Raw genomic sequence first — 16929 nt, forward strand, 5'->3', positions numbered from 1 at the left:
TGTCGGCGGTGGGTGGCACGCTGAGCGGATGGAAGCAACTCAGGTCGCGGTTATCGGTGCCGGCATCTCGGGAATCGCCTGCGCCCGGACGCTAGCCGACGCGGGGATGGACGTGGTGGTGCTCGACCGCGGCCGTCATCTCGGCGGCCGGATGGCGGTGCGGACCGACCACGGCCGCCCGGTGGACGTCGGGGCGTCGTACTTCACCGTCGCCGACCCGGCCTTCGACGCCGTGGTACGGGACTGGGTGGAGCGGGGCCTGGCTCGTCCGTGGACGGACACCTTGGGCGTGTACGAAGCCGGCTCCGCTGGTGGGGGCGCAGCACTGCGCGCCAGCACCGGGCCGATGCGGTGGGCCGGCAGCCGCGGACTGCGCTCGCTCGTCGAGAACCTTGCCGAAGGCCTAGATGTGCGGCAGGTGCTGGTGTCCGGGGTCGGGCCAGGCCCGACCGTGGACGGTGACCCGGTGCTCGCGGCCGTGCTCGCCATGCCCGATCCACAGGGACGCCGGCTGCTGCACCCGGACCTGACCGTCGAGGCCGCCGCGCTCAGCGCCGGGTTCGAGCCCGTCCTCGCGCTGACCGCGGCGTGGCCATCCCGCGGCTGGGACGACAATCTGGACGGCCTGTTCGTCAACGGCGACGACCAGCTGTCCTGGATCGCCGACGACGGCCGGCGGCGTGGTGACGGGGCGCCGGTGCTGGTCGCCCACTCGACACCCGCCACCGCGGCGGCCCACCTCCACGAGCCGGAGCAGGCAACGGCGCCGATGCTCCGGGCCCTGCGCCGGATCCTGAGCATCCGGGACGAGCCAACCTGGACGCAGCTGCAGCGCTGGACGTATGCCCGTCCGACCGGCACCCGGTCCGAGCGGTACCTGCTCACCGACGACGGCATCGGCGCGTGCGGCGACGGCTGGTCGGACAAGCCGCGGGTCGAGGCCGCGTACCTGTCCGGCATCGCTCTGGGGACGGCCCTGGTTGCCCGCTACGGCTGACTCACCCGGTCCGCTGTCGCCTGGCCACGGGAGCCTGCCCGGTATCGACGATCTTCGGACCTGACAATTATCGGAGCACCTTGGCATGATGGCCCTATGTCTCTAGTCCGCAGGATCGCCCGTCCACTGCTCGCAGCCACCTTCATCTCCGGTGGCATCGACACCCTGCGCAAACCCGCGTCCAGGGTGGCCGCCGCCGACCGCGTGCTGGCGCCCCTGGTCGACCGGGTTCCGCAACTGTCCAACACCGAGCAGGTCGTCAAGATCGATGCCGCCGTCAAGGTGGTGGCCGGGAGTCTGCTGGCCATCGGCCGGGTGCCACGGCTGTCCGCCACGGTCCTCGTCGCCAGCATCATCCCGACCACGGCCGCCGGCCACCCGTTCTGGCAAGAGCGCGACCCGGCCCAGCGGACCCAGCAGCGCCTGCACTTCTTCAAGAACGCCGGCATGCTGGGTGGCCTGCTACTTGCCGCCGTCGACACCGAGGGCCGCCCGTCCTTGGGCTGGTGGGCGCGGCGCGCTCCCGCGATCGTCTCGCACACGGCCACCGGGCTGCGCCGCGACACCGAGCTTGCGCTGCTGTCGGCCGGTCACACGGTGCGCGAGAAGCTTCCCGTCTGAACCGTCTGAACCGTCGCCACACAGAATGAAGCCGGCGCACCGACCGCTCTGCGCGGATGATGCGCCGGCTTTCGCACGCCCGGACGGCAAAGCCGTCCGAACGCCGGACTTAACGTCAGTTCTGGGCGTCGTTGTCGTTCTGGACGTTCTTGTAGTCCGCCGGGTCGCCCTGGCCGCCGCCCTGCGGGTCACGCTCACCGGTGACGGACTCGGCCGGCATCTCATCGACCCGCTCGCGGGCGCGCTCCGCCAGATCGTCGGGAACCTGTGGATCAGTCACATCTGCCTCCTGTTCGTGGATCACTTCGCTGACTGATTCCGACGCTACTCAGCTCCACGGCCGGCATACCAGGACCCGGCTAGCGGATGGCGAACCAGGCGAGGCTGGCCGCGCCGGCGACCATGCAGTAGATCCCGAACGGACGCAGTGACCGTCCGGCGAGGTAACGGGTCAGGAACCGTACCGACAGGTATGCCCCCACTCCGGACAGCACCGCGCCGAAGATCACCTGGGGCCGGATGCCGGCGCCGAGCGGACCGGTGAGGTCCCCCAGCTTGAGCGCGCCGGCCGCCAGGATGACCGGGGTGGCGAGCAGGAACGAGAACCGGGCGGCGTCCTCACGGTTCAGGCCCCGCGCCATGCCCGCGACCATCGTCACGCCGGAACGCGAGATGCCCGGGGCGAGCGCGAGGATCTGCGCCGAGCCGATCAGCACCGCCTGGCCGGTGGACTGCTTCGCCAGCCTGACGTCGGACTCCGGCCCGGTGACGCGCTCGTCCACGTACTCGACGTCCGTGCTGGGATCGGAGCGGCGCAGTTGCTCGGCGACGAACAGCACCAGGCCGTTGACGATGAGGAAGATCGCCGTCGGCACCGGCTTGGCCAGGGTCGTCCGGAACCAGTGCTCGCCCACCAAGCCGACCAGACCCACCGGGATGGTGCCGAGCACCAGCAGCCAGGCCAGCCGCTGGTCGGCGTCGCGCACCTCGCGCCGCGCGATCGAGGTGACGAGGCCGCGGACCACCCGGACCCAGTCCCGCCAGAAATAGATGATCAACGCGATGGCGGTCGCGACGTGCAAGCCGACGATGAACGCCAGGTACGGCGACTCGGGCGTGGACACATTCAGGTCGCGAGCCCACGAGCCACCGATCACGGCTGGTAACAACACGCTGTGGCCCAGGCTCGAAATGGGGAACAGCTCGGCGACCCCTTGCATCGCCCCCACAACCCCCGCCTCGAGCCAACTCAGATGGTGCTGTGCGACAGACACTGCGTGCCCTCCCTAATCGTGTGATCCGGCGGGTGGAGAATGCCGGAGGTGACCGACGAACGCCCTACTCCGGCTCAGGGCCCTCTCACCGGCGTGGCCACCGGCTTGCATTCCAGCACGGACAGGTCTCCGGCCTGGCGACGGCGCACCGAGGGCGAGCAGCGCTGGTGGGTGGCGCTGTCCATCCTGCTGGTGGTGGTGCTGCAGTCACTGCTTCCGCAGCGGTTCACCATCCATCCGCGGTTCCTGCTGCAGGCCATCGAGTTCGCGGCGCTGGTGGCGCTGGTGGTGACCCATCCGGAGCGGATGTCCAAACGCACCAAGGGTGTTCGCGCCGCCAGCCAGGCGCTGCTGGCCTTCGTCGCCGTGACCAACGTGATCTCGGTGGTGCTGCTGATCCATCAGATCACTTCCGGCGGGAAGATCCCGGCCACCGAGCTGCTGCTGGGTGGCGCAGAGATCTGGTTCACCAACGCCATGGTGTTCGCGCTCTGGTACTGGGAGTACGACCGCGGCGGCCCGGCCAGCCGTGCTCGCGGCGACGCCGAGATACCCGACTTCCTGTTTCCGCAGATGACGGACGACAAGCTGGCGGCGAACTGGGAGCCGATCTTCATGGACTACCTGTTCATGTCGTACACCAACTCCACCGCGTTTTCGCCGACGGATACCCTGCCGCTGTCGCGCTGGGCGAAGGCGCTGTTCATGGCGCAGTCCGCGATCTCGCTGGTGACGGTCGCGCTCATCGCCGCCCGCGCGGTCAACATCCTGCCGGGGTCCTGACAGGCCGGACCCCGGGCGGCTCGAGCCCGACCGAAACCGGCTGACCGCTCAGCCCTCGTAGTGCTGCCCGATGGCGGTCAGCGCCTTGTCGATCGCGGCCAGGCCCTCGCGCATCTCGTCGTCGGTGATGGTGCACGGTGGCACCACGTGCAGCCGGTGATAGTTCGTGAACGGCAGCACGCCGTTGGCCTTGAGCGCGCCGACCAGCTCGCCCATCGCCACTGACGTCCCGCCGTAGGGCGCCAGCGGCTCCCTGGTGGCACGGTCCTTGACCAGGTCCAGCGCCCAGAAGACCCCGACGCCGCGGACCTCGCCGATGATCGGGTGCCGTTCGGCGAGTTCGCGCAGACCGGGGCCGAGCACCGTCTCACCGATCCGGGCGGCGTTCTCGATGATCCCCTCGTCCGTCATGGCGTTCATGCTGGCCACCGCGGCGGCGCAGGCCAGCGGGTGGCCGGAGTACGTCAGCCCACCCGGGAACGCCCGCTCGGCGAACGTCCGGCAGATCTCGTCCGAGATGATGACGCCGCCCAGCGGGACGTAACCGGAGTTCACGCCCTTGGCGAAGGTGATCAGGTCGGGGGTGACGTCGTAGTGCTCGAAGGCGAACCACTTTCCGGTCCGGCCGAAGCCGCACATGACCTCGTCGGCGATGTAGACGAGGCCGAACCGGTCGCACAGCTCGCGGACACCGGCCAGGTAGCCCGGCGGCGGCGGCATGATCCCGGCGGTTCCAGGAATGGTCTCGAGAATGATCGCGGCGATGGTGGCGGGACCCTCGAAGCTGATCACCTGCTCCAGGTGCTCCAGCGCCCGCTCGCATTCCTCGGCCTCGGTGCTGGCGTGAAAGGCCGACCGGTACAGGAATGGGCCGAAGAAGTGCACCACGCCGCTGGTGCCCAGGTCGTTCGGCCACCGCCGGGTGTCACCGGTCAGGTTCACCGCCGTCTGGGTGCCGCCGTGGTAGCTGCGGTACGTCGCGAGCACCTTGTTGCGTCCGGTGTGCTGCTTGGCCATCCGGACGGCGTACTCGACCGCCTCGGCACCGGCGTTGGTGAAGAACACCTTGCGCATGTTGTCCGGTGAGCGCTCGATGATCAGCCGGGCGGCCTCGCCACGCGCGGCGTTGGCGTGCTGGGGCGCGACGGTGCACAGCAGGTCGGCCTGGGCCTTGATGCCGGCGACGACCTTCGAATGCTGGTGGCCGATGTTGGTGTTGACGAGCTGGGAGCTCAGGTCGAGCAGCCGGTTGCCGGCATCGTCGGTGACGTAGGACCCGGCGGCCGAGGCGATGACCAGGGGCTTCAGGGCGGCCTGCGCACTCCAGGAGTGGAATACGTACTCGCGGTCGAGTTCGTAGGTGCTCTCGGCTGCCATGGTGGTTTCCCGTCTGCCGGTGGGTGCTTATAGGTTTGTGACCATCGAGCGTGCGAAGCGCGAGCCTCAAAGGCCGAGCCACAGTGAGCCGATCGTAGAGAGTCGCACGGATGCGGCGTCAAGGAGGCAGTCCCGGCGTGACAGATCCGAAGTTGCGATCCGCCCGGGCCGCGACCGCGCTGACGTTCGCCTTCAACGGCTTTCTGATCGCGGCCTGGGTTCCGCATATCCCCGAGGTGAAGCACCACCTCGGACTGTCGGACGCCTCACTGGGGCTGGCGCTGCTCGGCCCTGCCGTCGGATCGGTGATCGCGATGCCGCTGGTCTCGCGCGCCACGACGCGCTGGGGCAGCGGTCCGGTCACCGCCGTGATGACCTTCGTGTCGTTCCTGGTGATCGCGGGCCCCGGTCTTGCCGCGAACCTGCCCGAGCTGTTTCTGGCGCTGATGGCGTGGGGCATGGTGACCGGCGGCCTGGATGTGGCGATGAACGCCCAGGCGGTGCAGATCGAGACCAGCTACGGACGTCCCATCATGTCGAGCTTCCATGCGTTCTGGAGCGTGGGAACGGTGCTCGGCACGGTCGTCGGCAGCGTTGGCGCGGGGCTGAACGTGTCGCTGGTCCGGCAGCAGGCGGTGCTGGCGGTGGTGCTGGCGCTGATCACCGGAACCTTCGTCCGCAACTTCATCGCCGACCACCGCGCCGAGGAGTACGCCGAGGGCCGCAAGACCTTCGAGCTGCGGTTAGTGCTGCTCGGCCTTGCCGGGGTCTGCGCGCTGTTGGCCGAGGGCAGCGCCGGTGACTGGTCTCCGGTGTACCTGCGCGATGACCTGCACGTGTCCCCCGGCCACGCCGGATTCGCCTTCGGTGCCTTCACGATCATGATGACGGTGGGCCGGCTGATCGGCGACAAGCTCGTGCTACGGCTGGGACGAAGCCGCAGCATCACCGTGCTGGCCGCGATCGGCTCGGTCGGCATGGCGGCGGGGCTCGTCAACAACACCGTGATCGGCTCATCCCTCGGCTTCGCCTGCCTCGGCCTGGGCCTGTCGGTGCTGGTGCCGGTGTTCTTCTCCACCGCCGCGGACGGCCCGGGCGCGGCCGGTCCGAAGATCGCCGTGGTAGCCAGCTTCAGCTATCTGGGCTTCCTGCTCGGCCCCGCCTCGCTCGGGCCGCTGGCCAGCGCCACGTCCGTGCACGTCGCCCTGTGGGTGCTGCCGACGTTCGCCGCGCTCGCCGGGGTGCTCGGGGTGGTGGCGGTCCGGATGACGGCCCGGGTGGCGCGCGAGGCACTGACCCCGGCGGCCTGAGCCGGCATCCTTCGGCCGGGCAGCGTTGACCACCATCAGGTGCGCGGCCTCGACCTCACGCCCACTAAGCTTGCCCGGTGAGTACCGGGACGCGCGTCTTCATCGCCCGGCTGGCAGGCCTCGGAGTGTTCGACCCCAACGGCGACCAGCTCGGGCGAGTTCGCGACGCCGTGGCCACGCTGCGAGTGGGCAGGCTGCCTCCGCGAATCCTGGGGCTGGTGGTCGAGGTACAGCATCGGCGCCGGATCTTCGTGCCGATGGGACGGGTCACCCGGATCGAGCCGGACGCGGTCGTGCTCACCACCGGCAGCGTGAACATCAAGCGCTTCGAGCAGCGGCAGAACGAGCTGCTGGTGCTGGGCGAGGTGCTCGACCGGACCGTGGTCCGCATCGAGGACGGTGCCCGGCTGGTCGTGGTCGACGCCGCGATGGAGCAGAGCCGGACCCGCGACTGGGTGATCACCCGGCTGGCGGTCCGCTCGCCCACCCCTGGCAAGCTCGGCCGGCGCCGCGCGGTCCTCAACCAGATGGACTGGAACGAGGTGGACGGCCTGTCGGCCACCGAGAACGGCCAGGGCGCGGAGTCGCTGCTCGCCGTGCTGGCCGGCCTGCGCCCCGCCGACCTCGCCGCGCAGTTGCAGGGAATGCCGGACAAGCGCCAGCAAGAGGTCGCCGAGGCCCTGAACGACGAGCGGCTCGCCGACGTGATGGAGGAGCTGCCCGAAGAGGACCAGATCAACATCATCACCGGGCTGACCGACGAGCGTGCGGCCGACGTCCTGGAGAAGATGAACGATGACGACGCCGCCGACCTGCTGCGCGAGTTGCCGACCGGTGACCAGGAGCGGCTGCTGGAGTTCATGGAGCCCGAAGAGGCGGCTCCGGTCCGGCGGCTGATGACCTACGGCGAGTACACCGCCGGCGGCATGATGACCTCCGAGCCGGTGGTGCTGCTGCCGGACGCGACCGTCGCCGAGGCGCTGGCGCGGTTGCGCAACCCCGACCTCAGCCCCGCGCTCGCGGCGCAGGTGTATGTCGTCCGGCCGCCGCAGGCCACTCCGACCGGGCGCTACCTGGGGGTGGCGCACTTCCAACGGCTGCTGCGCGAGCCGCCGTCCTCGCTGGTCTCAGGTGTTCTGGACGACGGGATCGACCCGCTGGTGCCGTCCTCGACGCTGCAAGAGGTCACCCGGCATCTGGCGACCTACAACCTGGTCGCGGTGCCGGTGGTGGACGACAACGACCGGCTGCTCGGCGCGGTCAGCGTGGACGATGTGATCGACCACCTGCTGCCCGAGGACTGGCGGGACCGGGACGAGCTTCCGGCGGACGCCGCCATCACCCGCCGGAGAGCCGAGTGAGTGAGCATCGCAGCGAGGAACGAGCGCGGAGCGGAGCGAATACAGCACAGAGTGAGCATCGCAGCGAGGAACGAGCGCGGAGCGGAGCGAACTCTTCGATGAGCGCTTGCGCGAAGAGCTCCCGATGACCGAACCGCGCCGTCGGCTTGATCAGCCGAAGACTCCTCGTGGGCTGCGCGCGCCGAAGCTCAGCGCGGACGCCGTCGGCACCGCCGCCGAAGGCATCGCCCGGTTCTTCGGTACCGCTCGCTACCTGTTCATCCAGACCGTGCTGGTGATCTGCTGGATCACCTTCAACATCCTGGCGCTGGGCGTCTGGAAGTTCGACCCGTACCCGTTCATCCTGCTCAACCTGGCGTTCTCGACGCAGGCCGCGTACGCCGCGCCGCTGATCCTGCTGGCCCAGAATCGGCAGGCCGACCGCGACCGGATCCAGTCCGAGGCCGACCGCGCCCGGGACGAGCGCGCCATCGCCGACGCCGAGTACCTGGCCCGCGAGATCGCCGCCATCCGGATCGCCCTGGGCGATGTGGTCACCCGTGACTACCTGCGCTCGGAGCTGTCGAAGCTGGACGGGCCGAGCCCCCGAGGCCGCGAGGACCGCGAAGCGAGCTAGAAGACTGCTGAGTAATCCCGGTTGCCTGGCTAAGTTCGTAAAGCCCTCATGGCGGCACTCGACCACCGTCCGAACCGCCCGTTCCCGCAACCCCGGGCGGGTACCGCTTCGACGACAGGCGACCGCAGGTCCGTCCTGGTGGCCATGCTCATCCTGTCTCCATCTGTTAGGCCGGGTCGCCTTCGTGGTCACCGTCGGCGTCGTGCGTGGGCCTCACGGTGCCGTCTGTGCAGGTCATGGCTGCTGCGATCACCGGACGGCTCAGCGCAGCTCCTGGATGCGGATCAGGTTGCCCGCGGGATCGCGGACGGCGCAGTCGCGAACGCCGTACGGCTGCTCGGTCGGCTCCTGGACGACCTCGGCGCCACTGGCCTGCAGCCGCTCGAACGTGCCGTCGAGGTCTTCGGTGGCTAGCAGAAGCATGGCGTAGCTGCCCTTGGCCATCATCTCGGCGATGGTGCGGCGCTCGTCGTCGGTGATGCCGGGGTTAGCGGCCGGCGGATTCAGGACGATGGACGTGCCGGGCTGGTCGGCGGGGCCGACCGTGATCCAGCGCATCCCGCCGTATCCGACATCGTTGCGGACCTCGAAGCCGAGGGTGTCGCGATAGAAGGCCAGGGATGCGTCCGGGTCGTTCTGCGGGAGGAAGCTCGCGTGAATGGTGATGTCCATGGCGGTCACGCTAGTTGCGGCTCGGTGACCCGCGCTTCTCGATTCCTGATCGGTTTCGTCACCTGTTTCGCCACGCACGACGGCATCCCCGCCGTCGCGCGCGTCGCGTGGCGCCGGTAGGTGCTGGGCGGCACACCGACCAGCTCGGTGAAGCGAGTGCTGAAGGTGCCCAGCGACGAGCAGCCGACAGCGAAACAGACCTCGGTGACGCTGAGGTCGCCACGACGCAGCAACGCCATCGCGCGCTCGATGCGCCGCGTCATCAGATAGCCGTACGGCGACTCGCCGTAGGCGCGCCGGAACTCGCGGCTGAGGTGCCCGGCCGACATGTGCGCGCCGTGGGCCAGCGCCTCGACGTCCAGCGGCCGCGCGTACTCCCGGTCGATCCGGTCGCGGACCCGGCGCAGCCGCGCGAGGTCGTGCAGGTGCTGCGCCGCGGCGAGTCTGCTGGTCACCTGCGAGATCGTGCCACGTCGCGCCGAAGGTGCCTAGCGCCGCTGGCGTCCCACCCCACTCCGCGCCCGCACTGGCCCGTCTGCGGCGCTTACGTCCTCGACCTGCTCAGGCCCTGAGGTATCGCCACTCACCGATGTCATCCCAGAGCGAGGTCGCGGGCTGCCGGGAGCCGGTCCGTCTCGCTGAATAGCCGCCAGCCACGGCCGCCACCAGCGCGGCGGCGACAGCGAAGCTCGCGGCGGTGAAGGCCACGGGCAGCACGGTGGCAAACCCGAACAGGGCGCCGCCGACGGGGGCCGCCGACCAGGACCGACATCACCGTCTGGGACGACAGCAGCCAGGAGTTGGCCCGCTCGATGACGGGGTCGGCCACCAGCATCGGCACCAGCGCCGAGGCCGCGTTGTCGAAGAAGGTCTCGGCCACACCAAGGACGAAGGAGACCGCCGCAAGACCGGCCACCGGGGCGCGGTTGCTCGCGACCAGCAGCGCGAAGCAACCCACCACGATCGCGCGGAGTACATCGGTGCGCCACATCAGCCGTCTGCGATCCACCCGGTCGACCACCGCACCGCCCAGCAGGCCGAACAGCGGCCAGGGCAGAAAGCCGGCGGCCGACACCAGCGCCACCGCTCGGGGATCCCGGGTCAGCGCCGCCGCAAGCAGTGGGAACGCCACGAACCGGATACCGTCGCCGAGCGAGGACACACCGTCGACGCGGTCCACACCAGCCAGAAGGGGCGGCCCAGGGACGTCCTCGCGTTAGATCGCACGAGAGGTCATTGTGCCGGTCGCGCAGGCGGCGGGATGTCAGAGCGCGGACAACAGTGCCCCCGCCAGCACGCCGCCCACAGCGACCAGCGCGGCCACGCTGAGCGTCAGCCGCCAGCCGAAGGCGCGCCACACCATTGCCATGCCGGGCAGGCTGGCGGCCGGCAGCGTGACGAGCAGCGCCCCGACCCCACCGAGGGACAGCCCCGCCACCGCCAGACCCTGCAGGATCGGGATCTCGCCGGCCGTCGGAATGACCAGCAGCGTTCCCACGACGGCCGCGATCAGTACGACCAGGACGCCGGTGTGCAGGTGATCCCGGCCGAGCGGGAACAGCCAGCCCCGGAACGCGCCGATGAGCATCACCACGACGAGGTACTCGGGCAGCAACGTGAGCGTCAGCCGCAGCAGCGCCCGGGCGAACCGCGCCGGTGCCTGGGCAAACCAGTCGGCCGGCCCCGACGGCGAATCCAGCGGTGAAGAGCCCGTCAGCTGCTCGACAGCAGCGGCCGGAGCCGGCCGGTCGGTGAGCCGGGACACCAGCGCGGAGCCGCCGACCACCAGGGCGACGCCCATTCCCAGCCGGGTGACCGTCCACTGCCACGGCGCCACGAACGCCAGGAACACCAGCACGGCGGGGTTGAGCAGCGGGTTGCCCAGCCAGTACGCCACCGCAGCCGAGGACGAGACTCCGTCCCGGCGCAGCGTCGACGCGACCGGAGCGGTACAGCAGGTGCACATCATCGACGGCGTGCTGACCAGCCCGCCGATCACCGCCGACTGCACCCGGCCGCGACGGTTCATCATCCGCAGCAGCCAGGCGCGTGACAGCAACGCCTGGATCGCGGCGCTGATGAGCACGGCCGCGGCCAGCGCCTTCCAGATCGCCTTGACGTACGCGCGGGTGAACGTCGTCGCGGCGTGCCAGCTCGGGGCATTCCCGGCGTGCACTCCCCCGACGGCCAGGATGCTCGAACCGGACCAGGTGTGGGTGCCGCTCACGTGCGCGGTCCTGGCCGCGTAGGGAATCCACTTCGCCCAGAGCAGCACCACGACGAAGACCACCGCGACGATCAGCATCCCGCCGGCGGCGGCTCCTCGGGTGGGTGACGAGCGGGGGCTGTCGTCCAGCAGCGTTGTCCGAGCACCGAGCAGGTTGGCCATCAGGCCGGCACCTCGGACTTGTCCGCGCCCCACATCGTGTGGAAAGAACCTTCCTTGTCGACACGCTGGTAGGTGTGCGCGCCGAAGTTGTCACGCAGCCCCTGGATCAAGGCAGCCGGCAGCCGCGTCCGGCGCAAACCGTCGAAGTACGCCAGCGAGGACGAGAATGCCGGGGTCGGGATGCCGGCCTGCGCGGCGGCCACCACCACCCGGCGCCAGGAATTGACGCCGTTGGACACCGCCCCGGCGAAGTACGGGGCGACCAGCAGGCTGCTGAGGTCCGGATCGGCGTCGTAGGCCTCGACGATCCGGTTCAGGAACCGAGCCCGGATGATGCAGCCGCCCCGCCAGATGGTCGCCATCGCGCCCCGGTCGATGTTCCAGCCGTACTCGTCGCTGCCAGCGCGGATCTGGTCGAAGCCCTGGGCGTAGGCGACCACCTTGGAGGCGTACAGCGCCTTGCGGACGTCCTCGATGAACTGGTCCCGGTCCGAGCCGAGCGTGCCGGCCTTGCCGTCGTCACCGAAGGTCTTCGCCGCCGCCTTGCGCTGGTCGGCATGCCCGGACAGCGACAGGGCGAACGTCGCCTCGGCGATACCGGTGATCGGCACGCCCAGGTCCAGCGCGCTCTGCACCGTCCACCGTCCGGTTCCCTTCTGCTCCGCCTGATCCCGCACCACGTCGAGAAACGGCTTGCCGGTCTCGGCGTCGATGTGCGCGAGCACGTCCGCGGTGATCTCGATCAGGAAGGACTCCAGGTCGCCGGAGTTCCAGTCGCGAAAGATGTCGGCGATCTCGGCGGGCGTGGCGTCCAGACCGCTGCGCAGCAGGTCGTAGGCCTCGGCGATGAGCTGCATGTCGGCGTACTCGATGCCGTTGTGCACCATCTTCACGAAGTGGCCGGCGCCGTCCGGGCCGACATGCACACAGCAGGGGGTCCCGTCCACGTCCGCGGCGATCGACTCGAAGATCGGCCCGAGCTTTTGATAGGCCTCGTCCGAGCCGCCGGGCATGATCGACGGCCCGTTCAACGCGCCCTCCTCACCACCTGACACGCCGGCGCCGACGAAGTGCAGACCACGCTCGGCTAGGTCGTGCTCGCGGCGGCGGGTGTCGGCGAAGTGTGCGTTGCCGCAGTCGATGACGATGTCACCCTCGTCCAGCAGCGGCACGAGTTCCTCGATGACGGCGTCGGTAGCACTTCCGGCCTTGACCATGATGATGATGGCGCGGGGCTTCGCGAGCGAGGCGACGAAATCGGTGAGGGACTCGCTCGGTACGAAGTCGCCCTCGTCGCCGTGCTCATGCATCAGGCTCTCGGTGCGGGCGTTCGTCCGGTTGTGCAACGCGACCCGGAAACCGTGCCGGGCCAGGTTGCGAGCGAGGTTGCGCCCCATCACGGCAAGTCCGGTGACACCGATCTGGGCCGTTCCGGCGGCATCGGAGGTGGACACTGGCTCGCTCATGCGGATGGCTCCCGGGCTTCTCGGCTGGTTGGCATTCGGTCCAGTGCCGTACGCACCGTCCCGAATCACATTAAGCCGAGAATCTCGATCACCGCTTCTTCGCGCTCAGTCCAGGCCGCAGATCTCGTCCGGGTTCTCGGTCTGGTCCTGCACCGGGTCGAGCTTCACCATCAGCGCGTGCAGCTGGCGCAGCTCGTCGTCGGTGAGCCGGTCCAGCACCAGCTTGGATACGCCCGCGAGGTGGACGGAGGCGGCGTCGCGCAAGGTGTCGCGGCCCTTGGCGGTCAGCACCGTGTACAGGCCGCGCGCGTCGCTGGGGTCCGGGTGCCGCTCGACGAGACCGTCCTTCTGCAACCGGTCGACCAGCCTGGTCAGGCCGCTGCGCGAGAGCAGCACCGCCTGTGCCAGCTCCGACATCCGCAACCGGTGGTCCGGAGCTTCGGCCAGTTGCACCAGCACGTCGTAGCTCGCGATGGCGATCTTGCGGTTGACCTGCAGGTCCTGTTCGAGGATCCGCAGCAGGTGCGTGTGTGTCCGCAGGAAGCTGCGCCAGGAGGCGAGCCGCCAATCCTGCGCGCGAGCGGACAGCTCAGCGGCTGGCACCCGCTCAGCGGCAGTTTCGGCAGGCAGGGCGGAGGTGGACATCACCGCACATGATAGTGACCACGAGCACGGCCGTACGATCGAATCGTGACTATCGAAGATTCCCGGCGGAACCCGACCACCTTGCAGGCGGCGATCTCTGCCGCGCTGGCCGGTGTCAACGATCCCGAAATCCACAAGCCGATCACCGAGCTCGACATGGTGGAGCGGGTCACCGTCTCGCCCGATGGGGCAACCACCGTCCGAGTGCTGCTGACCGTCGTCGGCTGCCCGATGCGCGAGAAGCTCACGACCGACGTGACCGCCGCCGTCTCGGCGGTACCGGGAGTGACCTCGGTGACTGTGGACCTGGGCGTCATGAACGACGCGCAACGCACCGAGCTGCGGACGAAGCTGCGCGGCGACAACCCGGTGAACGAGATTCCGTTCGCCCAGCCCGGGTCTCGCACGCGGGTGTACGCGGTGGCTTCGGGCAAGGGTGGCGTCGGCAAGAGCTCGGTGACGGTCAACCTGGCCGTGGCCCTCGCTCAGCGCGGGCTGCAGGTCGGGGTGCTGGACGCCGACATCTACGGCTTCTCGGTGCCGCGGATGCTCGGGGTGACCGGCAAGCCCACCCAGGTCGAGAAGATGATCATGCCGCCGCAGGCGCACGGCGTGAAGGTCATCTCGATCGGCATGTTCACCCCCGGCAACACTGCCGTGGTGTGGCGGGGGCCGATGCTGCACCGCGCGCTGCAGCAGTTCCTCGCTGACGTCTTCTGGGGCGACCTGGACGTGCTGCTGATGGACCTGCCTCCCGGCACCGGTGACATCGCAATCTCACTCGCCCAGCTGGTTCCCTCGGCGGAGCTGCTGGTGGTCACCACGCCGCAGCTCGCCGCCCGCGAGGTCGCTGAGCGCGCCGGCTCCATCGCCCTGCAGACGCACCAGCAGATCGTCGGCGTGGTCGAGAACATGAGCTGGCTGGACCTGCCCGACGGCACTCGGATGGAGCTGTTCGGAGCCGGCGGCGGCCAGGCGGTCGCAACCTCGCTCGCGGAGTCGACCGGGACGAAGGTGGGCCTGCTCGGCCAGATCCCGATGGACGTCGCGATCCGCGAGGGCGGGGACGAGGGGACTCCCATCGTGCTGACCCATCCTGGGTCGGCGGCAGCGCGAGCCTTCTCGGGCGTTGCGGACATGCTGGCGGCCCGGCAGCGGAGTCTGGTCGGCCGTCCGCTCGGGCTGTCCGTCGCGTCCCGCTGAACCTGCCGGGTTGGTATAGCGAGCGGTCGCTATGGCGGCTCAGCGGCATACCAACCTGCGGCGGACGGGGACGGGCGCCGAAGTGGACGGGGCAGGCAGGGCTCAGGTGGCGTCGGGGTCGAACGGCGGGCGCTCGCCCTCGGCCAGCGGAGTGCCGGGGGCAGGCATCGCCGTAGCACCGCCGCCAGTACGGTCCCCGAATGCGGCACCGCCGCCACCAGCACCACCGCCCACACCGCCCTGGCTGGGTGCCGATGGCTCGCGGACCGGGTCGTCCTCACCGCGCAGCGCTCGAGAGATGGCATCCTTGGGATTGATCGAGCTGAAGTCGTCATCGCCCAGCAGCGCGTTCTTGATAGCCGTCCGGGGATTCAGCGAGGCCAGGTCGAAATCGGCGAACTCCGGGCCCAGCTCTGAGTTCAGCTGAGTGCGGGCGCCCTGCGCCAGATCCCGCAGCGTGCGGATCATCCGGGCGGCGTCCTTGGTCAGATCGGGCAGCTTCTCCGGTCCGAAGACGACCAGTGCAAGAGCGGCGAGCACCACGAACTCGAGTGGACCGATGTTGAACACAGCGTCAGCCTAAGCCTCGGGTCAGCTGGAGCCCAGTATGACTTTGGCCTGAGCCGAAGCCCCACCTCGGACATAGTGGATCGTCACCGTCGTTCCCGGCTTCGACTCGGACACGGCCACCGTCAGGGCGTCCCCGGAATCGATCAGGCTCTGGCCGAACAGGGTGACGACGTCGCCCTCTTTCAGGCCGGCCTTGTCGGCGGGGCCACCGGGCTGGATCTGCACCAGGTACGCGCCGTCCCGGCTGCCGTCGGTGACGCTGCGGCTGCTGGCACCGAGGTCGGCGTGCTGAACCTTGCCGGTATGGATCAGCTCTTCGGCAATGCCCCGCGCGGTGTTGATCGGAATCGCGAAACCGACGCCGATATTGCCGCTCTGACCTCCGCTGGCGGATTGTCCCAGCGAGGCGATGGCGGTGTTGATGCCGACCACGGCGCCTGCCGCGTCCACCAGCGCACCCCCGGAGTTGCCCGGGTTGATGGAGGCGTCGGTCTGCACGGCATCGATCACGGCGTCCGGCTCGCCGTTCTCGCCGGGAAGCCGCAGCGGCCGCTTGAGGGCGGACACGATGCCGGCGGTGACCGTGCCCCGCAAGCCGAGCGGGTCACCGATCGCCACGACCGGGTCACCGACCGCGAGGGTGTCCGAGTCGCCCAGGGTGGCTACCGTGAGCGAGGTCTTGGCGACCTTGATGACCGCCAGGTCATTGCGTGGATCGGTTCCCACGACCTTTGCGGGAGCCGAGGACTTGTCGGCGAACACGACCCGGATCGACGGCGTCCCGCCGAAGGCGACCACGTGGTTGTTCGTCAGGATGTAACCGGTCTTGTCGATGATCACGCCGGAGCCTGACCCAGCCGCGTCGGCGGTGCGGACGTCGATCGACACCACCGCCGGACTGACCCGCTCGGCGATGTCGGCGACCGAACCCGGCGGGCGGTTCGCGGGCGTGTCCGTCTTGGCGAGCTTGAGGTTCGGGTCGGTCAGGACGGCGTCCGCCCGCTGGGACAGCCAGTACCCGACGCCGCCCCCGATCGCCCCGGCGACCAGGGCCGCCACCAGCAGCAGCGGCAGCGCGGCCAGCCCGAACTTGGCGCGCTTACCGCGCTTCGCGGGTGGTTTCTCGGACTCTTCTTCTTCCACCGGAGGCTCCGCCATGCCGATGACCTCGTCCTCGGCGTACACCGGCGGTCCGGCGATCCAGAACGGCGACTGCGGATCGCGCCACGGGTCGGTCGCGGCGTCCGTCTTCCACCACGGCGAGCCGGGGCCCGGCTCCGTAGCGGTCAACCGGTCACCGGGCGCCGCGTCGAAGGCCTGCCCCGAGCCATTGCCGGCGAAGGTCTCGGCAAGGTCGGCCGGTACCGGTTGCCGCAGCGGTTCGTGCCGGGGCGACAGCCGGTCCCCGGGCGCAGGTGCGAAGGACTCGGGCTCACCGTTGGGAGCGCCGTAGGCATCCCGGTCGGCCGGGCTCACCGGGCGCCGGGACACAGCCGGATCGTCGGCGCCGCGCTGTTCCGCGGACTGGTCAGGACGAGGGCCGAAGGGACCCTGCAAGCCACCCGGGCGGGCGAACGGCGACGCGTCGACCTCGTCGCTCACATGCCCTCCGGAATTGATCGTCTTGTAGGTGGAACCGGCAACT

Annotated in this window: 18 protein-coding genes; 7 read left to right on the forward strand and 11 right to left on the reverse strand. The window is 69.7% G+C overall.

The annotated features are described in order from the left end of the window. Window positions 1–28: 28 nt before the first annotated feature. Both RM423_RS10050 and RM423_RS10055 read left to right on the forward strand, forming a co-directional pair. Window positions 29–997 (forward strand): NAD(P)/FAD-dependent oxidoreductase, encoded by a 969-nt coding sequence (locus tag RM423_RS10050; RefSeq protein ID WP_311422890.1) that lies wholly within the window; start codon window positions 29–31, stop codon window positions 995–997. A gap of 96 nt (window positions 998–1093) precedes the next feature. Then, a complete protein-coding gene (locus RM423_RS10055) occupies window positions 1094–1618 on the forward strand; it encodes a DoxX family protein (RefSeq protein ID WP_311422891.1) in 525 nt (174 codons plus the stop codon). Between the two features lie 115 nt (window positions 1619–1733). Here RM423_RS10055 and RM423_RS10060 read toward each other — a convergent pair whose 3' ends face one another. Both RM423_RS10060 and RM423_RS10065 read right to left on the reverse strand, forming a co-directional pair. Continuing rightward, window positions 1734–1898, reverse strand: a complete 165-nt coding sequence (locus tag RM423_RS10060) for a hypothetical protein (RefSeq protein WP_311422892.1) — start codon at window positions 1896–1898, stop codon at window positions 1734–1736. Between the two features lie 79 nt (window positions 1899–1977). Further along, the gene (locus tag RM423_RS10065) at window positions 1978–2838 is read right to left on the reverse strand and encodes an undecaprenyl-diphosphate phosphatase (protein ID WP_396327671.1); all 861 of its coding nucleotides are present in this window, start codon (window positions 2836–2838) and stop codon (window positions 1978–1980) included. Between the two features lie 102 nt (window positions 2839–2940). Between RM423_RS10065 and RM423_RS10070 the strand changes: the two genes are divergently transcribed. Next, a complete protein-coding gene (locus RM423_RS10070; RefSeq protein WP_311422894.1) occupies window positions 2941–3675 on the forward strand; it encodes a hypothetical protein in 735 nt (244 codons plus the stop codon). A 48-nt stretch (window positions 3676–3723) separates the two neighbouring features. Here RM423_RS10070 and RM423_RS10075 read toward each other — a convergent pair whose 3' ends face one another. After that, window positions 3724–5052: an aspartate aminotransferase family protein gene (locus RM423_RS10075; protein ID WP_311422895.1), complete on the reverse strand. Its 1329-nt coding sequence runs from the start codon at window positions 5050–5052 to the stop codon at window positions 3724–3726. A 137-nt stretch (window positions 5053–5189) separates the two neighbouring features. Here RM423_RS10075 and RM423_RS10080 point away from each other — a divergent pair, with 137 nt between their 5' ends. The 3 genes from RM423_RS10080 (at window position 5190) to RM423_RS10090 (ending at window position 8339) form a co-directional block, all read left to right on the forward strand. Next, entirely contained in the window at window positions 5190–6362 is a 1173-nt protein-coding gene (locus tag RM423_RS10080; RefSeq protein ID WP_311422896.1) for an MFS transporter, read from the forward strand. A gap of 77 nt (window positions 6363–6439) precedes the next feature. Then, complete coding sequence (locus RM423_RS10085) at window positions 6440–7723, forward strand: magnesium transporter MgtE N-terminal domain-containing protein (protein WP_311422897.1); 1284 nt, start codon at window positions 6440–6442, stop codon at window positions 7721–7723. Window positions 7724–7847: 124 nt separating this feature from the next. Beyond that, a complete protein-coding gene (locus RM423_RS10090) occupies window positions 7848–8339 on the forward strand; it encodes a DUF1003 domain-containing protein (RefSeq protein ID WP_311422898.1) in 492 nt (163 codons plus the stop codon). A gap of 261 nt (window positions 8340–8600) precedes the next feature. Here the strand turns inward: RM423_RS10090 and RM423_RS10095 are convergent, their stop codons facing one another. From RM423_RS10095 to RM423_RS10120, 6 genes are all read right to left on the reverse strand, one after another. Beyond that, window positions 8601–9011: a VOC family protein gene (locus RM423_RS10095; protein ID WP_311422899.1), complete on the reverse strand. Its 411-nt coding sequence runs from the start codon at window positions 9009–9011 to the stop codon at window positions 8601–8603. Between the two features lie 5 nt (window positions 9012–9016). After that, entirely contained in the window at window positions 9017–9466 is a 450-nt protein-coding gene (locus tag RM423_RS10100; protein WP_311422900.1) for a helix-turn-helix transcriptional regulator, read from the reverse strand. A gap of 137 nt (window positions 9467–9603) precedes the next feature. Next, entirely contained in the window at window positions 9604–10191 is a 588-nt protein-coding gene (locus RM423_RS10105; RefSeq protein WP_311422901.1) for an MFS transporter, read from the reverse strand. 84 nt (window positions 10192–10275) lie between these two features. Next, window positions 10276–11400, reverse strand: coding sequence for a permease (locus RM423_RS10110; protein ID WP_311422902.1), 1125 nt, complete (start codon window positions 11398–11400; stop codon window positions 10276–10278). Next, window positions 11400–12866 carry an NADP-dependent phosphogluconate dehydrogenase gene (gndA, locus tag RM423_RS10115; protein WP_311422903.1) on the reverse strand — a complete coding sequence of 489 codons (1467 nt, stop codon included), beginning with the start codon at window positions 12864–12866 and terminating at the stop codon, window positions 11400–11402. Before gndA ends, RM423_RS10110 begins: the two co-directional genes overlap by 1 nt. Before the next feature lie 105 nt (window positions 12867–12971). Further along, window positions 12972–13511 carry a MarR family winged helix-turn-helix transcriptional regulator gene (locus tag RM423_RS10120; protein ID WP_311422904.1) on the reverse strand — a complete coding sequence of 180 codons (540 nt, stop codon included), beginning with the start codon at window positions 13509–13511 and terminating at the stop codon, window positions 12972–12974. Window positions 13512–13562: 51 nt separating this feature from the next. On the opposite strand from RM423_RS10120, the gene RM423_RS10125 reads away from it, so the two are divergent. Further along, the gene (locus tag RM423_RS10125; protein ID WP_396327672.1) at window positions 13563–14714 is read left to right on the forward strand and encodes an Mrp/NBP35 family ATP-binding protein; all 1152 of its coding nucleotides are present in this window, start codon (window positions 13563–13565) and stop codon (window positions 14712–14714) included. A gap of 102 nt (window positions 14715–14816) precedes the next feature. On the opposite strand, the gene RM423_RS10130 is transcribed toward RM423_RS10125, so the two are convergent. Continuing rightward, window positions 14817–15284, reverse strand: a complete 468-nt coding sequence (locus RM423_RS10130) for a sec-independent translocase (RefSeq protein WP_311422906.1) — start codon at window positions 15282–15284, stop codon at window positions 14817–14819. A 21-nt stretch (window positions 15285–15305) separates the two neighbouring features. Continuing rightward, the gene (locus RM423_RS10135) at window positions 15306–16886 is read right to left on the reverse strand and encodes a S1C family serine protease (RefSeq protein WP_311422907.1); all 1581 of its coding nucleotides are present in this window, start codon (window positions 16884–16886) and stop codon (window positions 15306–15308) included. Window positions 16887–16929 lie beyond the last annotated feature (43 nt).

Origin of the sequence: Jatrophihabitans lederbergiae, from assembly GCF_031845305.1 — a bacterium.
In the GTDB taxonomy this organism is placed as follows: Bacteria; Actinomycetota; Actinomycetes; order Mycobacteriales; family Jatrophihabitantaceae; genus Jatrophihabitans_A; species Jatrophihabitans_A lederbergiae.